The 17,551-nt window shown below is 66.2% G+C and carries 18 protein-coding genes and 1 tRNA gene; 12 read left to right on the top strand and 7 right to left on the bottom strand.

Annotated elements, in window-relative coordinates:
* Positions 1 to 65: 65 nt before the first annotated feature.
* The 3 genes from ACFOYU_RS21160 (at position 66) to ACFOYU_RS21150 (ending at position 2,963) form a co-directional block, all read left to right on the top strand.
* Positions 66 to 2,063, top strand: coding sequence for an acetyl-CoA carboxylase biotin carboxylase subunit (locus tag ACFOYU_RS21160; protein WP_377035137.1), 1,998 nt, complete (start codon positions 66 to 68; stop codon positions 2,061 to 2,063).
* 20 nt (positions 2,064 to 2,083) lie between these two features.
* The gene (locus tag ACFOYU_RS21155) at positions 2,084 to 2,602 is read left to right on the top strand and encodes a gamma-glutamylcyclotransferase family protein (RefSeq protein WP_377035136.1); all 519 of its coding nucleotides are present in this window, start codon (positions 2,084 to 2,086) and stop codon (positions 2,600 to 2,602) included.
* Between the two features lie 67 nt (positions 2,603 to 2,669).
* Entirely contained in the window at positions 2,670 to 2,963 is a 294-nt protein-coding gene (locus ACFOYU_RS21150) for an acylphosphatase (RefSeq protein ID WP_377035135.1), read from the top strand.
* Here ACFOYU_RS21150 and ACFOYU_RS21145 read toward each other — a convergent pair.
* Positions 2,960 to 3,370, bottom strand: coding sequence for a rhodanese-like domain-containing protein (locus ACFOYU_RS21145; RefSeq protein WP_377035134.1), 411 nt, complete (start codon positions 3,368 to 3,370; stop codon positions 2,960 to 2,962). The genes ACFOYU_RS21150 and ACFOYU_RS21145 overlap by 4 nt on opposite strands.
* 69 nt (positions 3,371 to 3,439) lie before the next feature.
* Here ACFOYU_RS21145 and ACFOYU_RS21140 point away from each other — a divergent pair, with 69 nt between their 5' ends.
* Together ACFOYU_RS21140 and ACFOYU_RS21135 are read left to right on the top strand one after the other, a co-directional pair.
* Positions 3,440 to 4,129 carry a DUF599 domain-containing protein gene (locus tag ACFOYU_RS21140; protein ID WP_226740304.1) on the top strand — a complete coding sequence of 230 codons (690 nt, stop codon included), beginning with the start codon at positions 3,440 to 3,442 and terminating at the stop codon, positions 4,127 to 4,129.
* On the top strand, positions 4,122 to 4,400 hold the full coding sequence (locus ACFOYU_RS21135) for a DUF3253 domain-containing protein (RefSeq protein WP_226740306.1): 279 nt from the start codon (positions 4,122 to 4,124) through the stop codon (positions 4,398 to 4,400). Before ACFOYU_RS21140 ends, ACFOYU_RS21135 begins: the two co-directional genes overlap by 8 nt.
* Here the strand turns inward: ACFOYU_RS21135 and ACFOYU_RS21130 are convergent.
* Together ACFOYU_RS21130 and ACFOYU_RS21125 are read right to left on the bottom strand one after the other, a co-directional pair.
* Positions 4,364 to 5,194, bottom strand: a complete 831-nt coding sequence (locus tag ACFOYU_RS21130; protein ID WP_377035133.1) for a YdcF family protein — start codon at positions 5,192 to 5,194, stop codon at positions 4,364 to 4,366. The genes ACFOYU_RS21135 and ACFOYU_RS21130 overlap by 37 nt on opposite strands.
* A 22-nt stretch (positions 5,195 to 5,216) precedes the next feature.
* Positions 5,217 to 5,918, bottom strand: a complete 702-nt coding sequence (locus ACFOYU_RS21125) for a ribonuclease activity regulator RraA (protein ID WP_264196464.1) — start codon at positions 5,916 to 5,918, stop codon at positions 5,217 to 5,219.
* A 162-nt stretch (positions 5,919 to 6,080) separates the two neighbouring features.
* Here ACFOYU_RS21125 and ACFOYU_RS21120 point away from each other — a divergent pair, with 162 nt between their 5' ends.
* Entirely contained in the window at positions 6,081 to 6,644 is a 564-nt protein-coding gene (locus tag ACFOYU_RS21120; RefSeq protein ID WP_377035132.1) for a hypothetical protein, read from the top strand.
* A 7-nt stretch (positions 6,645 to 6,651) separates the two neighbouring features.
* Here the strand turns inward: ACFOYU_RS21120 and ACFOYU_RS21115 are convergent, their stop codons facing one another.
* The 4 genes from ACFOYU_RS21115 to ACFOYU_RS21100 form a co-directional block, all read right to left on the bottom strand.
* Entirely contained in the window at positions 6,652 to 7,824 is a 1,173-nt protein-coding gene (locus ACFOYU_RS21115) for an isovaleryl-CoA dehydrogenase (protein ID WP_377035131.1), read from the bottom strand.
* Between the two features lie 99 nt (positions 7,825 to 7,923).
* Entirely contained in the window at positions 7,924 to 8,781 is an 858-nt protein-coding gene (locus ACFOYU_RS21110; RefSeq protein WP_226740314.1) for a glycoside hydrolase family 25 protein, read from the bottom strand.
* 155 nt (positions 8,782 to 8,936) lie between these two features.
* Positions 8,937 to 10,361 (bottom strand): magnesium transporter, encoded by a 1,425-nt coding sequence (gene mgtE / locus ACFOYU_RS21105; RefSeq protein WP_377035130.1) that lies wholly within the window; start codon positions 10,359 to 10,361, stop codon positions 8,937 to 8,939.
* Between the two features lie 229 nt (positions 10,362 to 10,590).
* Positions 10,591 to 10,675 (bottom strand) — tRNA-Leu (locus tag ACFOYU_RS21100).
* Positions 10,676 to 10,887: 212 nt separating this feature from the next.
* On the opposite strand from ACFOYU_RS21100, the gene lipB reads away from it, so the two are divergent.
* The 6 genes from lipB (at position 10,888) to ACFOYU_RS21070 (ending at position 17,535) form a co-directional block, all read left to right on the top strand.
* A complete protein-coding gene (gene lipB, locus ACFOYU_RS21095; RefSeq protein WP_377035129.1) occupies positions 10,888 to 11,595 on the top strand; it encodes a lipoyl(octanoyl) transferase LipB in 708 nt (235 codons plus the stop codon).
* A 117-nt stretch (positions 11,596 to 11,712) separates the two neighbouring features.
* On the top strand, positions 11,713 to 12,036 hold the full coding sequence (locus ACFOYU_RS21090; protein WP_377035128.1) for a hypothetical protein: 324 nt from the start codon (positions 11,713 to 11,715) through the stop codon (positions 12,034 to 12,036).
* A gap of 111 nt (positions 12,037 to 12,147) precedes the next feature.
* Positions 12,148 to 13,755, top strand: a complete 1,608-nt coding sequence (locus tag ACFOYU_RS21085; RefSeq protein ID WP_377035127.1) for a carboxyl transferase domain-containing protein — start codon at positions 12,148 to 12,150, stop codon at positions 13,753 to 13,755.
* Between the two features lie 72 nt (positions 13,756 to 13,827).
* Complete coding sequence (locus tag ACFOYU_RS21080) at positions 13,828 to 14,649, top strand: protein-L-isoaspartate O-methyltransferase (protein ID WP_377035126.1); 822 nt, start codon at positions 13,828 to 13,830, stop codon at positions 14,647 to 14,649.
* Positions 14,650 to 14,954: 305 nt separating this feature from the next.
* Positions 14,955 to 16,685, top strand: a complete 1,731-nt coding sequence (gene ilvD, locus ACFOYU_RS21075; protein ID WP_226740325.1) for a dihydroxy-acid dehydratase — start codon at positions 14,955 to 14,957, stop codon at positions 16,683 to 16,685.
* Positions 16,672 to 17,535, top strand: coding sequence for a tetratricopeptide repeat protein (locus tag ACFOYU_RS21070; protein ID WP_377035125.1), 864 nt, complete (start codon positions 16,672 to 16,674; stop codon positions 17,533 to 17,535). The genes ilvD and ACFOYU_RS21070 overlap by 14 nt, the downstream gene beginning before the upstream one ends.
* Positions 17,536 to 17,551 lie beyond the last annotated feature (16 nt).

The following is a 17,551-nucleotide window of genomic DNA, read 5'->3' as shown; positions in this document are numbered from 1 at the left end:
GAATGCGCCGATGTGCAGTAACGGGAGTGGGGCTAAATGTTTAGGCTTGCAGCGTTCGAGGGCTCATGTTCGACAAGATCCTGATTGCCAACCGGGGCGAGATCGCCTGCCGCGTCATCAAGACCGCCCGGCGCATGGGCATCAAGACGGTGGCCGTCTATTCCGATGCCGACCGCGACGCCCTCCATGTGGAGATGGCCGACGAGGCGGTGCATATCGGCCCTGCCGCCGCGGCCCAATCCTATCTTGTGATCGAGAAGATCATCGATGCCTGCAGGCAGACCGGCGCCCAGGCCGTTCATCCCGGCTACGGCTTCCTGTCCGAGCGCGAGGCGTTCCCCAAGGCCCTGGCGGAGGCCGGCATCGTCTTCATCGGCCCCAATCCCGGCGCCATCGCCGCCATGGGCGACAAGATCGAGTCCAAGAAGGCGGCGGCCGCCGCGAAGGTTTCGACCGTTCCCGGCTTCCTCGGCGTCATCGAGGGCCCCGAGCAGGCGGTGAAGATCGCCGACGAGATCGGCTACCCGGTCATGATCAAGGCCTCCGCCGGCGGCGGCAAGGGCATGCGCATCGCCTATTCCGCCGACGAGGTGGCGGAAGGCTTCGCCCGGGCCAAGTCCGAGGCCGCGTCCTCCTTCGGCGACGACCGGGTCTTCGTCGAGAAGTTCATCACCGATCCCCGCCACATCGAAATCCAGGTGCTCGGCGACAAGCACGGCAACGTCATCTATCTGGGTGAGCGCGAATGCTCGATCCAGCGCCGCAACCAGAAGGTCATCGAGGAAGCGCCGTCTCCGCTGCTGGACGAGGCCACCCGCCGCCTCATGGGCGAGCAGGCCGTGGCGCTCGCCAAAGCCGTCGGCTACGACTCGGCCGGCACCGTCGAATTCGTGGCGGGACAGGACAAGTCCTTCTACTTCCTGGAAATGAACACCCGGCTGCAGGTGGAGCATCCGGTCACCGAGATGATCACCGGCATCGACCTCGTGGAGGAGATGATCCGGGTCGCAGCGGGCGAGAAGCTGCGGCTCTCCCAGGGCGACGTCAAGCTGAACGGCTGGTCGGTGGAAAGCCGCATCTACGCGGAAGACCCGGTCCGCAACTTCCTGCCCTCGACGGGCCGTCTCGTGACCTACCGCCCGCCGGAAGAGGGCGTGGAGAACGGCGTCACGGTCCGCAACGACACCGGCGTCTACGAGGGCGGCGAAATCTCGATCTATTACGATCCGATGATCGCCAAGCTCGTCACCCATGCCCCCACCCGGGAACAGGCCATCGAGGCGCAGGCCAAGGCGCTCGACGCCTTCGCCATCGACGGCATCCGTCACAACATCCCGTTCCTGTCCTCCCTGATGCAGCATCCGCGCTGGCAGTCGGGCAAGCTCTCCACCGGCTTCATCGCCGAGGAGTATCCTCAGGGGTTCAAGGTGCCCGCGCCCGAAGGGGAGGTGGCTCGCGCCATCGTCGCCGTCGGTGCGGCCATCGATCACCTGCTCAACGTGCGCAAGCGCGAGATTTCCGGCCAGATGCGCCCCGTTTCCGCCGTTCGGTTCGACCGCGAGCGCGTGGTCATGCTCGGACGCGAGCCGCACGAGGTTCTGGTCGAGGATGTCGATGGCGGCATCGCCATCGTCATGAAGGGCGAGGCCTGGCCGGTCGTGTCGTCCTGGCGGCCCGGCGAAGCGGTCTGGACCGGAACCGTCGGCGGCCGGAGCATCGCCGTGCAGGTCCGGCCTATTCTCAACGGCATGATGCTGTCCCATGCGGGAACCTCGGCCGAGGTGCGCGTCTACACGAAGCGGGAGGCCGAGCTCGCGGCGCTCATGCCCGAGAAGCAGGAGGCGGACACGGGCAAGAAGCTGCTCTGCCCCATGCCGGGTCTGGTCAAGGCGATCAGCGTCAACCAGGGGCAAGAGGTGAAGGCCGGCGAGCCCCTGTGCATCGTCGAGGCGATGAAGATGGAAAACGTCCTGCGCGCCGAGCGCGACGGAACGATCTCCAAGATCCATGCGAAGGAAGGCGACAGCCTCGCGGTGGATGCGGTGATCATGGAATTCGCCTGAGAACCGTCGCTCGCGCCGCCATGCCCCTTTACTTCGCCTATGGGTCCAACATGGACCAAGCCGCCATGGCGCTGCGCTGCCCGGCCTCGAAGCCGGTCGGTTCGGCGCGCCTGATGCGCCATCGCTTCATCGTCTTCGAGGGCGGCTACGCCTCCGTGATCCGCGACCCGCAGCGCGCCGTCTGGGGGCTTCTTTGGGATCTCGCCCTGGCGGATGTGCCGGCGCTCGACCGATACGAGAGCCTGTCCACAGGGCTCTATTCCAAGACCATTCAGCCCGTGGTGACGGCTCAGGGGCCTCGGCGTGCCGTCGTCTATGTCGGGCGCAGCGGGAAGCCCGGAACGCCGAAACCCGGCTATATGGAGGGCGTGGTGGAGGCGGCGGTCCAGGCCGGCCTGCCCGCCGACTACATCCAGCACAACCTGCGCCTCTGGCTGCCCCGGATGCAGGATGCGGCGCCCGAGCCGGTTCAGAAGCCCGCTGTCCGTCCACGCTGGGCCGCCCCCTCCGACACGCTGCGCAGGTCGCGCGAGGGCTGAAGGGCGAACCTTTGCCTTACGGGTGCGTTGAGTCGCCGGACCGTCGACCAGGATCATTCGAGGGGCAATGACTGCGAACCGCACTCTTCATGTCACCATACACGGACGCGTCCAGGGGGTCGGCTACCGCGCCTGGACGCATCACCAGGCCCAGCTTCACGGCCTGAAGGGCTGGGTCCGCAATCGGCGGGACGGATCGGTCGAGGCGGTCTTCTCGGGACCGGGCGATCTCGTCGATGTCGTGCTCAAGGCCTGCCGGCAGGGGCCGGGCGGCGCCGTCGTCGAGCGGGTCGATCAGGAGGAGGTCGCGGAGGGACGGGAGGAGCTGCCCCCGTCCTTCGAGGTGCGCGCGACCCACTAGCCTTTCAACGGCGTCTCCGTCTCCACCGGCCCGCCGGCTTCCCTCCAGGCGGTGAAGCCGCCCTCGATATGGGCCACCGGCTTCAGGCCCATCTCCTGGGCCGTCGCGGTCGAGAGGGCCGAGCGCCAGCCGGCGGCGCAGAAGAACACGAAGGTCTTGTCCTGGGCGAAAACCGGCTTGTGGTAGGGGCTCTCGGGATCGATCCAGAACTCCAGCATCCCGCGCGGGCAATGGACGGCGCCGGGAATGCGGCCCTCCCGATCCAGCTCGCGCCGGTCGCGCAGATCGACGAAGACCGTATCCTCCCGGCCGAGGAGGGGGATGGCTTCGGCGGCCGGGATTGTTTCGATCTTCGCGTTCGCCTCGGCGAGCATCGTCTTGAAGCCGCGGGTGATCGTTTGACTCATGAAGGCTGCTCCGCTTTGAGGCTTCCATCAAACTGGGCATGATGCCCGCGGAGTCAACCGGAGGCGAAAGTGCTGGGTTTCACGATCGGCGACTATGTGGCGCTGGCTTTCTTCATCCTCGCCTGGTTCGGCTATCACGCGGCCGTGGAGCTTTCCCCTGCGGGTCAGCGCAGCCTGAACAAGGTGATGAACCAATACCGCTACCGCTGGATGGAGCAGATGGTGGTGCGGGAGAACCGCATCGTCGACACCACCATCATGGCCTCCCTCATGAACGGTACGGCCTTCTTCGCCTCGACCTCGCTCATCGCCATCGGCGGCGTTCTGGCGCTCCTGCGCTCCGCCGATGCGGTGCTTCCCGTCTTCGCCGACCTGCCGTTCGGGCAGACCTCGCCGCTGATCTGGGAGCTCAAGGTGATCGGCCTCGCGGTGATCTTCGTCTACGCTTTCTTCAAGTTCGCCTGGTCGTACCGGCTGTTCAACTACATGGCGATCATCCTCGGCGCGGTGCCTGTCCTGCGGGCGGACAACCACGAGGAGGCACTCGTGGCGGCGCGGCAGGCGGCGGAGATGAACGCCGTGGCGGGGAAGCATTTCAACCGGGGGCAGCGGGCATTCTTCTTCTCGCTGGCCTATCTCGGGTGGTTCGTCGGCGCCTACCTTTTCATGGCGGCCACGGCGGGCGTGCTCTATGTGATGTGGAGACGCCAATTCATGTCCGACGCCCTGACGGCGGCCGTGGGAAGGAACGATGCCTAGGAACGCGACGCCGGACGATATCGAAGCAGCCATGCTCTCGCTCCTGAACGAGCGCGGCACGGGGAGGAATCTCGACCCGACCGAGGTCGCCCGCGCGGTGGGCGGCGACAAGCCGGACGAGTGGGGGCCCTTGATGCAGCCGGTCCGTCAGGTCGCCGTGCGCCTCATGAAGGAGGGCCGCATCGTCATCCTGCGCAAGGGACGCCCCGTCGATCCGGACGATTTCCGCGGGATCTACCGGCTGACGCTGCCCGTGGATTCAGGGGCCTGAGGCCCGGGGAAGAGCGCATCCATGCGTCCGGAGAGATAATAGGCGAGGAGGCCCGCCCATTCCTTCGCGCCGACATCGAACCGCCGCAGGCCGTCCGAGATGGTGGCGAAGCCGCGCACGTTCCTGAAGCTGCCGCCGACGCGATAATCGACCGGGTAGGGCACCACCGGAAAGCCTGCCTTCTCGAAGACGCCGACCGCGCGCGGCATGTGCCAGGCGGAGGTCACGAGCAGCCAGCGCTCGCCTTCCTTGGGCTGGGCGATTGGGACCGACAGCACCGCGTTCTCGTAGGTCGTCCGCGAACGGTCCTCGATGAGGATGCGGGCGGGATCGATGCCGATGGTCTTCATGAAGGCGGCCGTGACAGGGGCCTCCGCGGTTCCGTCGCCAAAGACCGTTCCGCCGCCGCCGACGATGAGAATGCGGGCGTCGGGATAGCGATGGGACAGCTGGATCGCGTCGAGGACCCGCTCCGCCGCCTCGTTGACGACAAGCGCGTTCCTGTTGACCGAATCCTGCGCATCCACCGATCCGCCGAGCAGGATGATCCCGTCGATGGGCCGGTTGTCGTCGCGGAACACCGGAAACCGGCCCTCCAAGGGGACGAAGAGATAGTTGGCGAGCGGCAGGAGGCCGAAGGCGATCGTCGCGAGGGTGAATGTCAGCGCGATGAAGATGCCGGTCTGCCGCAGGCGCCTGGTCAGGGCGAGGAGGAGCCCGATCACGACCAGGCTCAGAAGCAGGTTCGACGGCGTGGCGAAAAACCAGGCGATTTTCGAAACGTAGTAGAACACCTGCTGTCGCTCCTCCTATGCCTTACGCGTTGCCGGTTTCGGCCTCGTAGCGGGCCTTGTTCTCGGCATTCGGCGGATAGAGGCCGGGCAGGGGAACGCCCTTCTCGACCTCGCGCATGATCCACATTTCGAGCCGCTCCTGCTCAACGGCCGCCTTTGCGACGTCCTCGACCATGGCGGCCGGGATGACCACGACGCCGTCCTGGTCGGCGACGATCACGTCATCCGGGAACACGGCGACGCCGCCGCAGCCGATGGGCTCCTGCCAGCCGACGAAGGTCAGGCCCGCCACCGAAGGCGGCGCGGCCGCGCCCGAGCACCAGACCGGCAAGCCGGTTCCCTGGACGCCCACGGCATCGCGCACCACGCCGTCGGTCACGAGAGCGGTGACGCCGCGCTTGTGCATGCGCGCGGTGAGGATGTCGCCGAAGATGCCCGCATCCTTCACACCCATGGAATCCACCACGGCGATGCAGCCTTCCGGCATGTCCTCGATGGCGGCGCGGGTGGAGCGGGGAGACGACCAGGATTCCGGCGTCGCCAGATCCTCGCGGGCGGGCACGAAACGCAGGGTGAAGGCGCGGCCCACGAGCCGCTCGCCCGCATTGAAGGCCGGCATCGGCCCCTGCATCCAGCAGCGCCGGATCCCCTTCTTCAGGAGAACGGTGGTGATCGTGGCGGTGGAGGCCGCGCGCAGGGCGTCGGCGATGGCTTTGTCGAGCATGATGTTATAAGGTCCGGGTCCGGGAAAGAATCGCAAGTGTTTTATAGACCTTTTCCAGAGCCGCGCAGCCCTGCCATCATGTCACCAGGGAATGAGGGGCAGACGAGGTTTCATGGCACGTCTCGCCGCCGGTTGCGTGGAACGTGGCCTTTCATTGTTCTCATGTCCCTGTGTCTGGCCGCCTGCGGCATCGCGGAGGCGGAGAGGCGCCCGACCTCTGAGGCGGCGCGCGATGCCGCGCAGGGAGCCGTCGCGGACATCCTGAACGCCCTGGCCGGTTCGGATTTCCGGCGCCTGGCATCCCATCTCGGGGAGGAGGGGCTCGTGGTGAGCCCCTACGTCATGCTGGATGCCGGCGATGTCCGGTTGTCCCGTGCCGAGGTCGAGCGCTGCGGCGAGGATCCGCGCGTCCGGCTCTGGGGGTACAGGGACGGCAGCGGCGATCCCATCGAGATGACATGCCGCCGCTATTTTTCGGAATTCGTCTGGGATGCGGATTACCGGCGGGCCGACGAGGTTCTCTACGACGAGCCGCGCCAGCGGGGGCTGGAGCCCAACAACAATCACGAGTTCGCGCCGCAGGGGACCGTCGTCGAGCTGCATATCCGCGAAACCCCGGAAGGGGTGCAGCCCTACGAATCCTGGCGAAGCCTGCGCCTCGTGTTCCGCCGTGGCGACCAGGGGCTCTCCCTGATCGCCATCACGCGGGATATCCGTACGATCTGATCGCGCTCTACGCGGTCTTCTCGAACAGCTCGCGCCCGATCAGCATGCGGCGGATCTCGCTCGTGCCGGCGCCGATCTCGTAGAGCTTCGCGTCGCGCAGGAGGCGGCCCGTCGGATAGTCGTTGATGTAGCCGTTGCCGCCCAGGAGCTGGATGGCGTCGAGGGCGCATTGCGTGGCTCTTTCCGCTGCGTAGAGAATCGCACCCGCCGCGTCCTCGCGGGTGGTCTCGCCCCGGTCGCAGGCCTTGGCGACCGCGTAGACATAGGCCTTGGCGGCGTTCATGGTCACGTACATGTCCGCGACCTTGCCCTGCACCATCTGGAAGGTGCCGATGGGCTGGCCGAACTGCTTGCGTTCGTGGATATAGGGCAGGACCACATCCATGCAGGCCTGCATGATGCCGAGCGGCCCGGCCGCCAGGACGGCGCGCTCGTAGTCGAGCCCCGACATGAGCACGTTCACGCCCCTGCCGACCTGCCCCAGCACGTTCTCCTCGGGCACCTCGCATTCCTCGAACACGAGTTCGCAGGTGTCGGAGCCGCGCATGCCGATCTTGTCGAGCTTCTGGTGGGTCGAGAAGCCCTTGAAGCCCTTTTCGATGATGAAGGCGGTCATGCCGCGCGGGCCCGCATCCGGATCGGTCTTGGCATAGACCACCAGCGTGTCCGCCGTGGGGCCGTTCGTGATCCACATCTTGTTGCCGGTGATGAAGTAGCGGTCGCCCCGCTTCTCCGCCCGGGTGCGCATGGAAACCACGTCGGAGCCGGATCCCGGCTCGGACATGGCGAGCGCGCCCAGATGCTCGCCTGCGATCAGCTTGGGAAGATAGCGGCGCTTCTGCTCTTCGTTGCCGTTGCGGCGGATCTGGTTGATGCAGAGGTTGGAATGGGCGCCGTAGGACAGGCCGACCGAGGCCGAGGCGCGGGAGATTTCCTCCATGGCGATCACGTGCTCAAGGTAGCCGAGGCCGATGCCGCCGTATTCCTCCTCCACGGTGATGCCATGCAGGCCGAGTTCGCCCATCCGGGGCCAGAGATCGCGCGGAAACTCGTTGGTGCGGTCGATCTCTTCCGCGCGAGGCGCGATCTTGTCCTGCGCGAAGTCGCGCACCGTCTCGCGGATGGCGTCCGCCGTCTCGCCGAGATCGAAGTTGAAGTCCTTGGAAGCGTTGGGAATCACTGCGTTTCACTCCTGGTCCCGCTTCCCGGCGGCGCCGGCAGGCGCCGCCCAGGCGGGGTGGTTGCGGAGAGATATAGCAGTCTTTGCCGGGAAGTCAGGCTATTCGTCGATGCTCGCAGTCTGCACCACGCTGTCCACATCCCGGCACACGCCGAGGGGCTTCAGCTTGTGGTGATCGCGCGGGTCGCACTTGCTCTGCACGAACATGCGCCACTGGTTCTCCGTGCCGTAGAACGCGTTGCGGTCGATGTCGCCGCTCACGCCCGGCACGCGGCCCGTGGTCGTGAACTGCCAGAAGGTCCAGCGGCGGTTGTTGTAGCGGTGATGCGGCTCGGCGGCGGTGCTGCGGATCCAGTAGGGATGCTCGTTGAACTCGCCTTCCAGGATTTCCTGATGGAAGGTGATGTCGGTGTAGATGATCGGCCGCTTGCCGGTATGAGCCTCCATCTCGCGCAGCAAGTGGTCGATCATGGCGAGGGCCTGCTGGCGCGGCACCTTCTTCGGGCAGTTCACCGATTCTCCGTTCCACTCCACGTCGAGAACCGGGGGGAGGGCGTCCGGATCCTGGGGGACGTTCTTCTTGAACCAGGCGGCCTGCTCATGGGCCGGGCGGCACCAATAGACGAAATGATATGCGCCGCGCGGGATGCCGGCGTTCTTGGCGGCCCACCAGTTCTCCAGGAAGCGGCTGTCGACATGATCGCCGCCTTCGGTTGCCTTGATGAAGGCGAACTGCGTGCCGGCCTTGCGCAGGGCCGCCCAATCGACCTTGCCCTGCCACTTGGAGATGTCCACGCCGTGGATCGGCAGCCTGTGCGCCTTCGCGACCCCTTCGTGGGGCTTGGCGTCGCTCTTCATCGGGTAACGGCTCGACGAAGAGGGCGCGATGGCGCAGGAGGCCAGGCCGAGCGCCATGGCCGCGACGGCGCCGAACCGGGCGACCCGGACGAACGTCATCAGACCGGATGTCTTCGACGCAGTTTTCTTGGAGCGGCTGGAAGGACGGCGACGTGTCTTCATCGGCTCAACTGTCTTACGCATGACCTAATCAGGTCACGAAATGGCCCGAAGCCCGTTAACAGGTCATTACGAAAACGGAGCCGAAACAAGTTTTACAGGGCAAACCAAGCCGTCGCTATGCCTAAAAAGGCGAAGAAGCCGACGATGTCCGTAATGCTGGTGACGAAGGGGCCCGAGGAGACGGCCGGGTCGACGCCGAGACGGTTCAGCGTCAACGGAACGAAGATGCCCCCGAGGGCCGCGAAGAGCAGCACCGTGACGAGGGCCAGGCCGATCACGAGGCCCAGATCGAAGGACTGAAACCAGAAGCCCGCCAGAACCCCGAGAATGATTGCGAACAGCAGGCCGTTGAGCAGCCCCACCGTCGCCTCGCGGCGGATGATGCGCCAGGCGTTGGTGCGTCCGAGCTCGCGGGTCGCCAGGGCCCGCACCGCCACCGTCATCGTCTGCGTTCCGGCGTTTCCGCCCATGGAAGCCACGATCGGCATGAGGATCGCGAGCGCCACCATGCGCTCCAGGGATTCCTCGAAGAAGCCGATGACGTTCGCGGCCACGAGCGCCGTGCACATGTTGACGAAAAGCCAGGGAAAGCGGCTGCGCTGGATGTAGAAGACCGTGTCCGAGAGCTCCTCGTCCGGCTTGACGCCGCCGAGCTGCTTGATGTCGGCGTCGGCCTCCTCCTCCAGAACGTCGACGATATCGTCGACCATCATCACGCCCACGAGGCGGCCGGCCTCGTCCACGACGGCGGCGGAGACCAGGTTGTAGCGCTCGAACAGGCGCGCGACCTCCTCCTGGTGCTGGGTCGCCTCCACCCGGTCGGGCTCGTCGTCCATGATGTCCTGGATCGTGACCGGGCGCTTGGAGCGCAGCAGCCGGTCGAGCGCCACCGCGCCGAGCAGGTGGCCCGCCGGATCGATCACGAAGATCTCGTAGAAGGTCTCGGGCAGGTCGGCCGTATCGCGCATGAAGTCGATCGTCTGGCCCACGGTCCAGAAGGGCGGGACGGCGATGAGCTCCGTCTGCATCCGCCGGCCGGCGCTTTCCTCGGGATAATCGAGGGAGCGCTGAAGCGCGATGCGCTCCATGGGCGGGAGCTGATCGAGAACCTCCGCCTTGTCCTCCTCGGCCAGGCTCTCGAGAATCGTGACGGCATCGTCGGAATCGAGGTCGCGCACGCCTTCGGCGAGGGTGGCCGTGTTGAGCTCTTCGAGAATCTCCTCGCGGATCGCCTCGTCGACTTCGGTGAGGGCGGCGAAGTCGAACGCCGAGCCGAGAAGCTCGATCAGGCGCGGCCGCAGGTCGGGCTCGAGCGCTTCGATCAGGTCGCCGAGGTCGGATTCGTGGAAGTCTTTTACCAGCGCCTGGAGACGCTCGGTATCCGACGCGGAAATGGTCTCCGCCACCAGGTCGACGAAGTCGCGGTTGATGTAGCCTTCCTCGTCGCGGAACGGCACAGGTTCGGCCACCACGCCATCGGGCGTGTGGAGCGCCGCTTTGTCCTCAGCGTCCAGCATGGGGCCTATCCTTCTTGGTGATTCACGAGCCTTTTAGGCGCGGGGGCGAGCCCAGACAATGCGCTAAAAGGCCTGATCGAAGAATCGCTTGGTGGTGACTTCTCAGGGCCCGATTCAGGCGCTTGAGAAAGAGGTTCAATTTAGGTGGAGCGTCCTGCCCGTGCAGGCAAGAAAAAAGGCCCCGCAAGCGGGACCTTTTTTAGTGTGCCCAGAGGGCTTCCTGAAGGTTTGGTGCGGTCGAGAGGACTCGAACCTCCACGGGTCTCCCCGCTACCACCTCAAGGTAGTGCGTCTACCAATTCCGCCACGACCGCGAAACCTTCAAGGCCAGGGTTGTTTCCCCTGGCGAGGCGGTGGCTATACAAGATCGATTGGGGCACTGCAAGCCCGTTCGTGAAGACTTTTTCCGCAATCGCAAAAGTCGCGCCCGATCCCTACATTGTAACGGGTTTCCGCAAGGGCCGGACGGTTGACCGGAAAGCCTGGCGGGACCAATAGGTTTCCTCGATTTTCGAGAGGTGGAGCGGTGCCGGGTCTGCGTGATCACTTGGCCGATGCGTTTTTTGCCGAAGACGGCTCGGAGCCCGTGGAATGGCTCGTCGCGAACGGCCTCACGGATTACGAGCAGGCCGTGGCCTTCATGGAGGAGCGTGCCGCCGCCATCGCGGACGGGCGTGCGCCAGAGCTCGTCTGGCTGGTGGAGCATCCGCCCCTCTACACGGCCGGGACATCGGCCCAGGAAACGGACCTCGTGGAGCCGAACCGCTTTCCGGTCCACCGGACGGGGCGGGGAGGGCAGTACACCTATCACGGCCCCGGCCAGCGGGTGGCCTACGTGATGCTGGACCTGAAGCGCCGGGAGCCCGACCTGCGCCGCTACGTGGCGGCTCTGGAGGTATGGCTCATCGCCACCCTGGGCGAATTCAACATCCGCGGCGAGCGGCGGGAGGACCGGGTCGGGGTATGGGTGAGGCGTCCCGACAAGGGAGAGGCCACCGAGGACAAGATCGCCGCCATCGGTATCCGCGTCAGACGCTGGGTCAGCTTCCACGGCATCAGCCTGAACGTGGAACCGGACCTGACCCATTTTTCGGGCATCGTGCCCTGCGGGGTCACCCAGCACGGGGTGACGAGCCTGGTGGATCTCGGGATACCCGTGACCATGCCGGAGGTCGATGCGGCGATGCGGCGGTCCTTCGAGGACATCTTCGGGCCGACGAAGCGGGAGGCATAGGCGTTGCTTCCGGGCAACTGACGCAGGTTTTCCTCATCCTTCGTCGGAAGACTTCTCCTCAACGGCGCTTCATGCTCTAAGCTTGTCCGGAAAAGCTGACCATCGGCGGACCATAATATGCAACGCGCACTTCTTGCCTCTCTCGTCGGCCTTGCTGCTTCGGCATGCGCCTACACCCCCGAGCCCCGGGAACAGATCCGCATCGTCGATTCGCCCGCGGACGTTCGGGTTTGCACCCGTCTCGGCGAGGTGAGCCCCGTGGTGCCGACCGTGCCAGGCTTCGAATCCGCGACGGACGCCATGCTCGATGCGACCATTGCCCTGGGCGGCACCCACCTCTACCTGCAGAAAAACTCGGCCGACTGGTCGCTCGTGAAGGGCATCGCCTACCGCTGTGGGCCGGGGGTGCGCCGCGAGGTGGTCATCCGCGCCAAGGGCTGATCCCTGCGCGGAGGGGCCTGAGGGGCCTCTTGAACTCGAGCCGCCGACCTGTGACCTTCCGATCCGGCCTCCCTCGCGGGGGCCTCAGCCCATTGCAGGGAGCCTGAAGCCGTGCCCGTCATTGCCTCAACCGCCGATCTCGCGTCGGACGCCGCGCGGGCGAACCGCTCGGCCTGGGCCGACCTGGCCCACGATCTCCGGGCGAAGCGCGCTGCGGTGGCCGAGGGCGGCCCGGCGAAGGCGCGCGAGCGCCATCTCGCCCGCGGCAAGCTTCTGCCCCGCGAACGCGTGACGCGCCTGCTCGATCCGGGCTCTCCCTTCCTGGAACTCGGCTCGTTGGCCGCTTACGGCATGTACGAGGATGCGATCCACGGGGCCGGGATCATCACGGGCATCGGACGGGTCGAGGGCCGGGAGGTCATGATCGTCTGCAACGATTCGACGATCAAGGGCGGCACCTACTACCCGATGACGGTGAAGAAGCACCTGCGCGCCCAGGAAGTGGCCCGCGAGAACCGCCTGCCCTGCATCTACCTCGTCGATTCCGGCGGCGCGAACCTGCCCCATCAGACCGAGGTCTTTCCGGACCGGGAGCATTTCGGGCGGATTTTCTACAACCAGGCGACCCTGTCCTCGATGGGCATCCCGCAGATCGCCTGCGTCATGGGCTCCTGCACGGCGGGCGGCGCCTATGTCCCGGCCATGTCGGACGAGACCGTCATCGTGCGGCGCCAGGGCACCATCTTCCTCGGCGGACCGCCTCTGGTGAAGGCCGCCACCGGCGAGGTCGTCTCCGCCGAGGATCTGGGCGGGGCGGACGTCCATGCCCGCCAGTCCGGCGTGGCGGATCACTACGCCACGGACGACGTCCACGCGCTGGCGATCGTCCGCCGCATCGTCGGCACGCTCAACACGCGCAAGAACGTGAACATCGATCTTTCCGACCCGGTGGAGCCGAAATACGCCATCGAGGACCTGGACGCGATCGTGCCCACGGACCTCAAGAAGCAGTACGACATCCGCGAGGTGATCGCCCGGCTGGTGGACGGGTCGGAGTTCGACGAGTTCAAGCGCCTCTACGGCACGACCCTCGTGACCGGTTTCGCGCGGCTCTGGGGCATGCCGGTGGGCATCATCGCCAATAACGGCATCCTGTTTTCCGAGAGCGCGCTCAAGGGAGCGCATTTCATCGAGCTGTGCTGCCAAAGGCGCATCCCGCTCCTGTTCCTGCAGAACATTTCCGGCTTCATGGTGGGCCGTCAGTACGAGGCTGGCGGCATCGCCAAGGACGGAGCCAAGCTCGTGACGGCGGTGGCCTGCGCCCAGGTGCCGAAGATCACCCTGCTCGTCGGCGGCTCCTTCGGCGCCGGCAATTACGGCATGTGCGGACGCGCCTATTCTCCGCGCTTCCTCTTCACCTGGCCGAATTCCCGCATTTCCGTCATGGGCGGCGAGCAGGCCGCCAGCGTGCTGGCGACGGTGCGGCGGGACAACATCGAAGCCGAAGGCCGGTCCTGGAGCGCCGAGGAGGAGGAGACCTTCAAGGCTCCGATCCGCGACCGTTACGAGGAAGAGGGCAATCCGTATTATGCCACTGCCCGGCTCTGGGACGACGGGGTGATCCTGCCTTCCGAGACACGGCGGGTGTTGGCGCTGGCCTTCTCGGCGGCCCTCAACGCACCCGTGCCGGAGACGAAGTTCGGCGTGTTCAGGATGTGATCCGGGCCCGGGCCCTTGCCGTCGGCTCTCCCGGAGCCAGCTACCTTCCGAGAGGCCTTTTCGGGTACGGCGATGGTTTCAGCGGAGAATTGCCGCCTGCGGTATGCGGAGCAGATCGTCGGGATCGTTGGAGTGGACGATCCGCGAATCAGGCGCGCTTTCGCCTCCGTTCCCCGTGAGGATTTCCTGCCTCCGCCTCCCTGGACCGTCATCAGCCAGGGAGTGGCGACCCAGACCGGCAATATCGCCGACATCTACGATAACGTTCTCGTGGCCATCGACCGGGCGCGGGGCATCAATAACGGGGAGCCGGCGCTGCACGCGGCCTGGATCGGAGCCGTCAGCCCCCAGCCGGGCGAAACCCTGATCCATGTAGGCGCGGGCACCGGGTATTACACGGCGCTTCTGGCCCACCTCGTCGAACTGGGCGGGCGCGTGGAGGCGTATGAGTACGAGTCGGACTTGGCGGCCTGGGCCTGCGACAATCTGAGGGACTACCCCCAGGTAACCGTCCATGCCGCCTCCGCCTTCGGGCGCCCTCTTCCGGGTGCCGACGTCATCTATGTGAATGCCGGCGTGACCGCCCCCGATGCAGGCTGGCTGCAGGCGCTCCTGCGGGGCGGGCGGCTGATCTTTCCCTGGCAGCCGCACCAGGGCTGGGGGACGACCATGCTCGTCACCCGGACGGGCAGGGGATACAGGGCCAAGCAATTGATGAATGTAGGGTTCATTTCCTGCAGCGGCGAGACCACGAGGAGCCCCGGCGGGCCCCGGCCCTCGGAGGCCGATATCGCCGCCACGAGGTCCGTTTGGCCGGTATCGGAACGTGAACCGGACCGGACCGCGACCGCCGTGTACGATGCCGTCTGGTTCTCGGCCGATTCCGTCGAATAAGGGGTAGATAGTCCCCTCAAAAGATTGTTGCCCTAACGCAACACCTTCAAACCTTCCTGATGCTGCCGTTCTTGGCCCAAGCTCCGCCGCGATGCCGCCATAAACCGCGCGCACCTGAAGATCATCGATAAAGTGCTTTTGAACCAACGCTTTATGACGAACGCACCAGGAATGGGATCTCCGGCATCGCCGAGGGGTCCTCCTTTCGGGGTCGTTGCATCGGCGGCGTAGCACATGGCAGATCACGAAGGTTCCGTAACCAGTCGGAATTAGGCTGAGAAGCCAAATGGGGAAGAGTGACGTCCATGGATGCGCGCCAGATCGACAAATCGAAATTGCCGAGCCGTCATGTGACGGTCGGGCCGGCGCGCGCGCCCCATCGCTCGTATCTCTACGCCATGGGACTCACCAGCGAGCAGATCGCGCAGCCCCTCGTCGGCGTCGCCACCTGCTGGAACGAGGCCGCTCCCTGCAACATCTCCCTCATGCGTCAGGCCCAGGCGGTGAAGAAGGGCGTCGCCGCCGCCCGGGGCACGCCGCGCGAGTTCTGCACCATCACCGTCACCGACGGCATCGCCATGGGCCACCAGGGCATGAAGTCCTCGCTCCCGTCCCGCGAGGTGATCGCGGATTCGGTCGAGCTGACCATGCGCGGCCACTCCTACGACGCGCTCGTCGGCATGGCGGGCTGCGACAAGTCCCTGCCCGGCATGATGATGGCCATGGTGCGCCTCAACGTGCCTTCCATCTTCATCTATGGCGGTTCGATCCTACCCGGTAATTTCCGGGGACGGGCTGTCACGGTCCAGGACATCTTCGAGGCCGTCGGCAAGCATTCCGTCGGCGAGATGTCGGACGAGGACCTGACCGAGCTCGAACAGGTGGCCTGCCCGTCGGCTGGCGCCTGCGGCGCCCAGTTCACCGCCAACACCATGGCGACGGTCTCCGAGGCCATCGGGCTAGCGCTTCCGTATTCGGCCGGCGCCCCGGCGCCCTATGAGATCCGCGACCGGTTCTGCGCCGCTGCCGGCGAGATGATCATGGAGCTGATCGCCAGGAACATCCGTCCGCGCGATATCGTGACCCGCAAGGCGCTCGAGAACGCCGCGACGGTGGTGGCCGCCTCCGGCGGCTCGACCAACGCGGCCCTCCATCTGCCGGCCATCGCCCACGAGGCCGGGATCAAGTTCGACCTTTTCGACGTGGCCGACATCTTCAAGCGCACGCCCTACATCGCGGACCTCAAGCCCGGCGGCCGGTATGTGGCGAAGGACATGTTCGAGGTCGGCGGCATCCCGCTCCTCATGAAGACCCTTCTCGACCACGGCTACATGCACGGCGACTGCATGACCGTGACCGGCCGCACCATGGCGGAGAATCTCGCCTCGGTGCAGTGGAACGACCATCAGGACGTCGTGTATCCGGCCGACAGGCCGATCACCCCGACGGGCGGCGTCGTGGGCCTCAAGGGCAACCTCGCTCCCGAAGGCGCCATCGTGAAGGTGGCGGGCATGCCGACCGAGAAGCAGACCTTCCGCGGCCCGGCCCGGGTCTTCGACGGCGAGGAGGCCTGCTTCGACGCCGTGACCCATCGCCGGTACAACGAGGGCGAGGTGCTCGTGATCCGCTACGAGGGGCCGCGCGGCGGCCCCGGTATGCGCGAGATGCTCTCCACCACGGCGGCCCTCTACGGCCAAGGAATGGGCGACAAGGTGGCGCTCATCACGGACGGCCGCTTCTCGGGCGCGACCCGCGGCTTCTGCATCGGCCATGTGGGGCCGGAGGCGGCGGTCGGAGGCCCCATCGGCCTCATCAGGGACGGCGACATCATCGTTCTCGATGCCATCAAGGGCACCATCGACGTGGAGCTCTCGGAGGAGGAGCTGGCGCGCCGCCGCGCCGAGTGGAAACCCCGCGAGACCTTGTCGACCTCGGGCTATCTCTGGAAATATGCGCAAACAGTGGGTCCTGCGCGGGATGGGGCAGTCACTCATCCCGGCGGAGCCGCAGAAAAAGAAACCTATGCGGACGTCTAGCCTTATCGCCATCTCCTTCGGTGTCGGCCTCCTGGGAACGGGGGCCGCCCATGCGCTCGACGCCGCACCGCGTCCGCAGCCGCTCGCGCCGACGCTCACCCCGGCACTTCCCACGCTCGGCCCGAAGATCACGCCCGCCGTCAAGTACAGCTCGGCGCGCGAGGCCCTGCGCAACGGCATGCGCGACTACAATGCGGGCGACAAGGTCGGGGCCGCCCAGGCCCTCGAATACGCGGCGGGGCAGGGGCATACTCTCGCCCTGTGGAAGCTCGGCCGCATGTATGCCGACGGCGACGGGGTCGAGCACGACGACCTGAAGGCCTTCGAGTATTTCTCCAAGCTCGCGGACCAGAATGCGGACGAGAGCCCCGATTCACCCAATGCGGCCGTCGTCTCCAGCGCTTTCGTGGCGCTCGGCGGCTACTTCCTGGACGGGATCAAGGGCACCTATGTGAGCGCCAATCCCCGGCGCGCCGTCGAGATGTTCAGCTACGCGGCGTCGTATTTCAGCGACCCCAACGCGCAGTACAACCTCGCTCGCCTCTATCTCGAGGGAACCGGCGTCGCGAAGGACGCGCGCCGCGCGGCCCGCTGGTTCAATCTGGCGGCCGAGAAGGGCCACCCGGCCTCTCAGGCCCTCCTCGGGCACCTGCTCATCAACGGACAGGGCGTTCCGCGCCAGACGGCCAAGGGCCTGATGTGGCTGACCCTCGCCCGCGAAGGCAGCTCCGGTTCCGCTAAGGATCGTTGGATCGACAAGCTCTACGAGGAAGCCTTCGCCGATTCGGCCGAAAGCGACCGCAAGCTCGCCCTGGCGCTTCTGGAGCAGTACATCCAGTCCCGCCGATAGATCGGCCGGCGGGCAG

Origin of the sequence: Microvirga sp. GCM10011540 (assembly GCF_042650665.1) — a bacterium.
GTDB lineage: Bacteria > Pseudomonadota > Alphaproteobacteria > Rhizobiales > Beijerinckiaceae > Microvirga > Microvirga lenta.
This window is presented reverse-complemented; position numbering and strand designations above follow the sequence as displayed.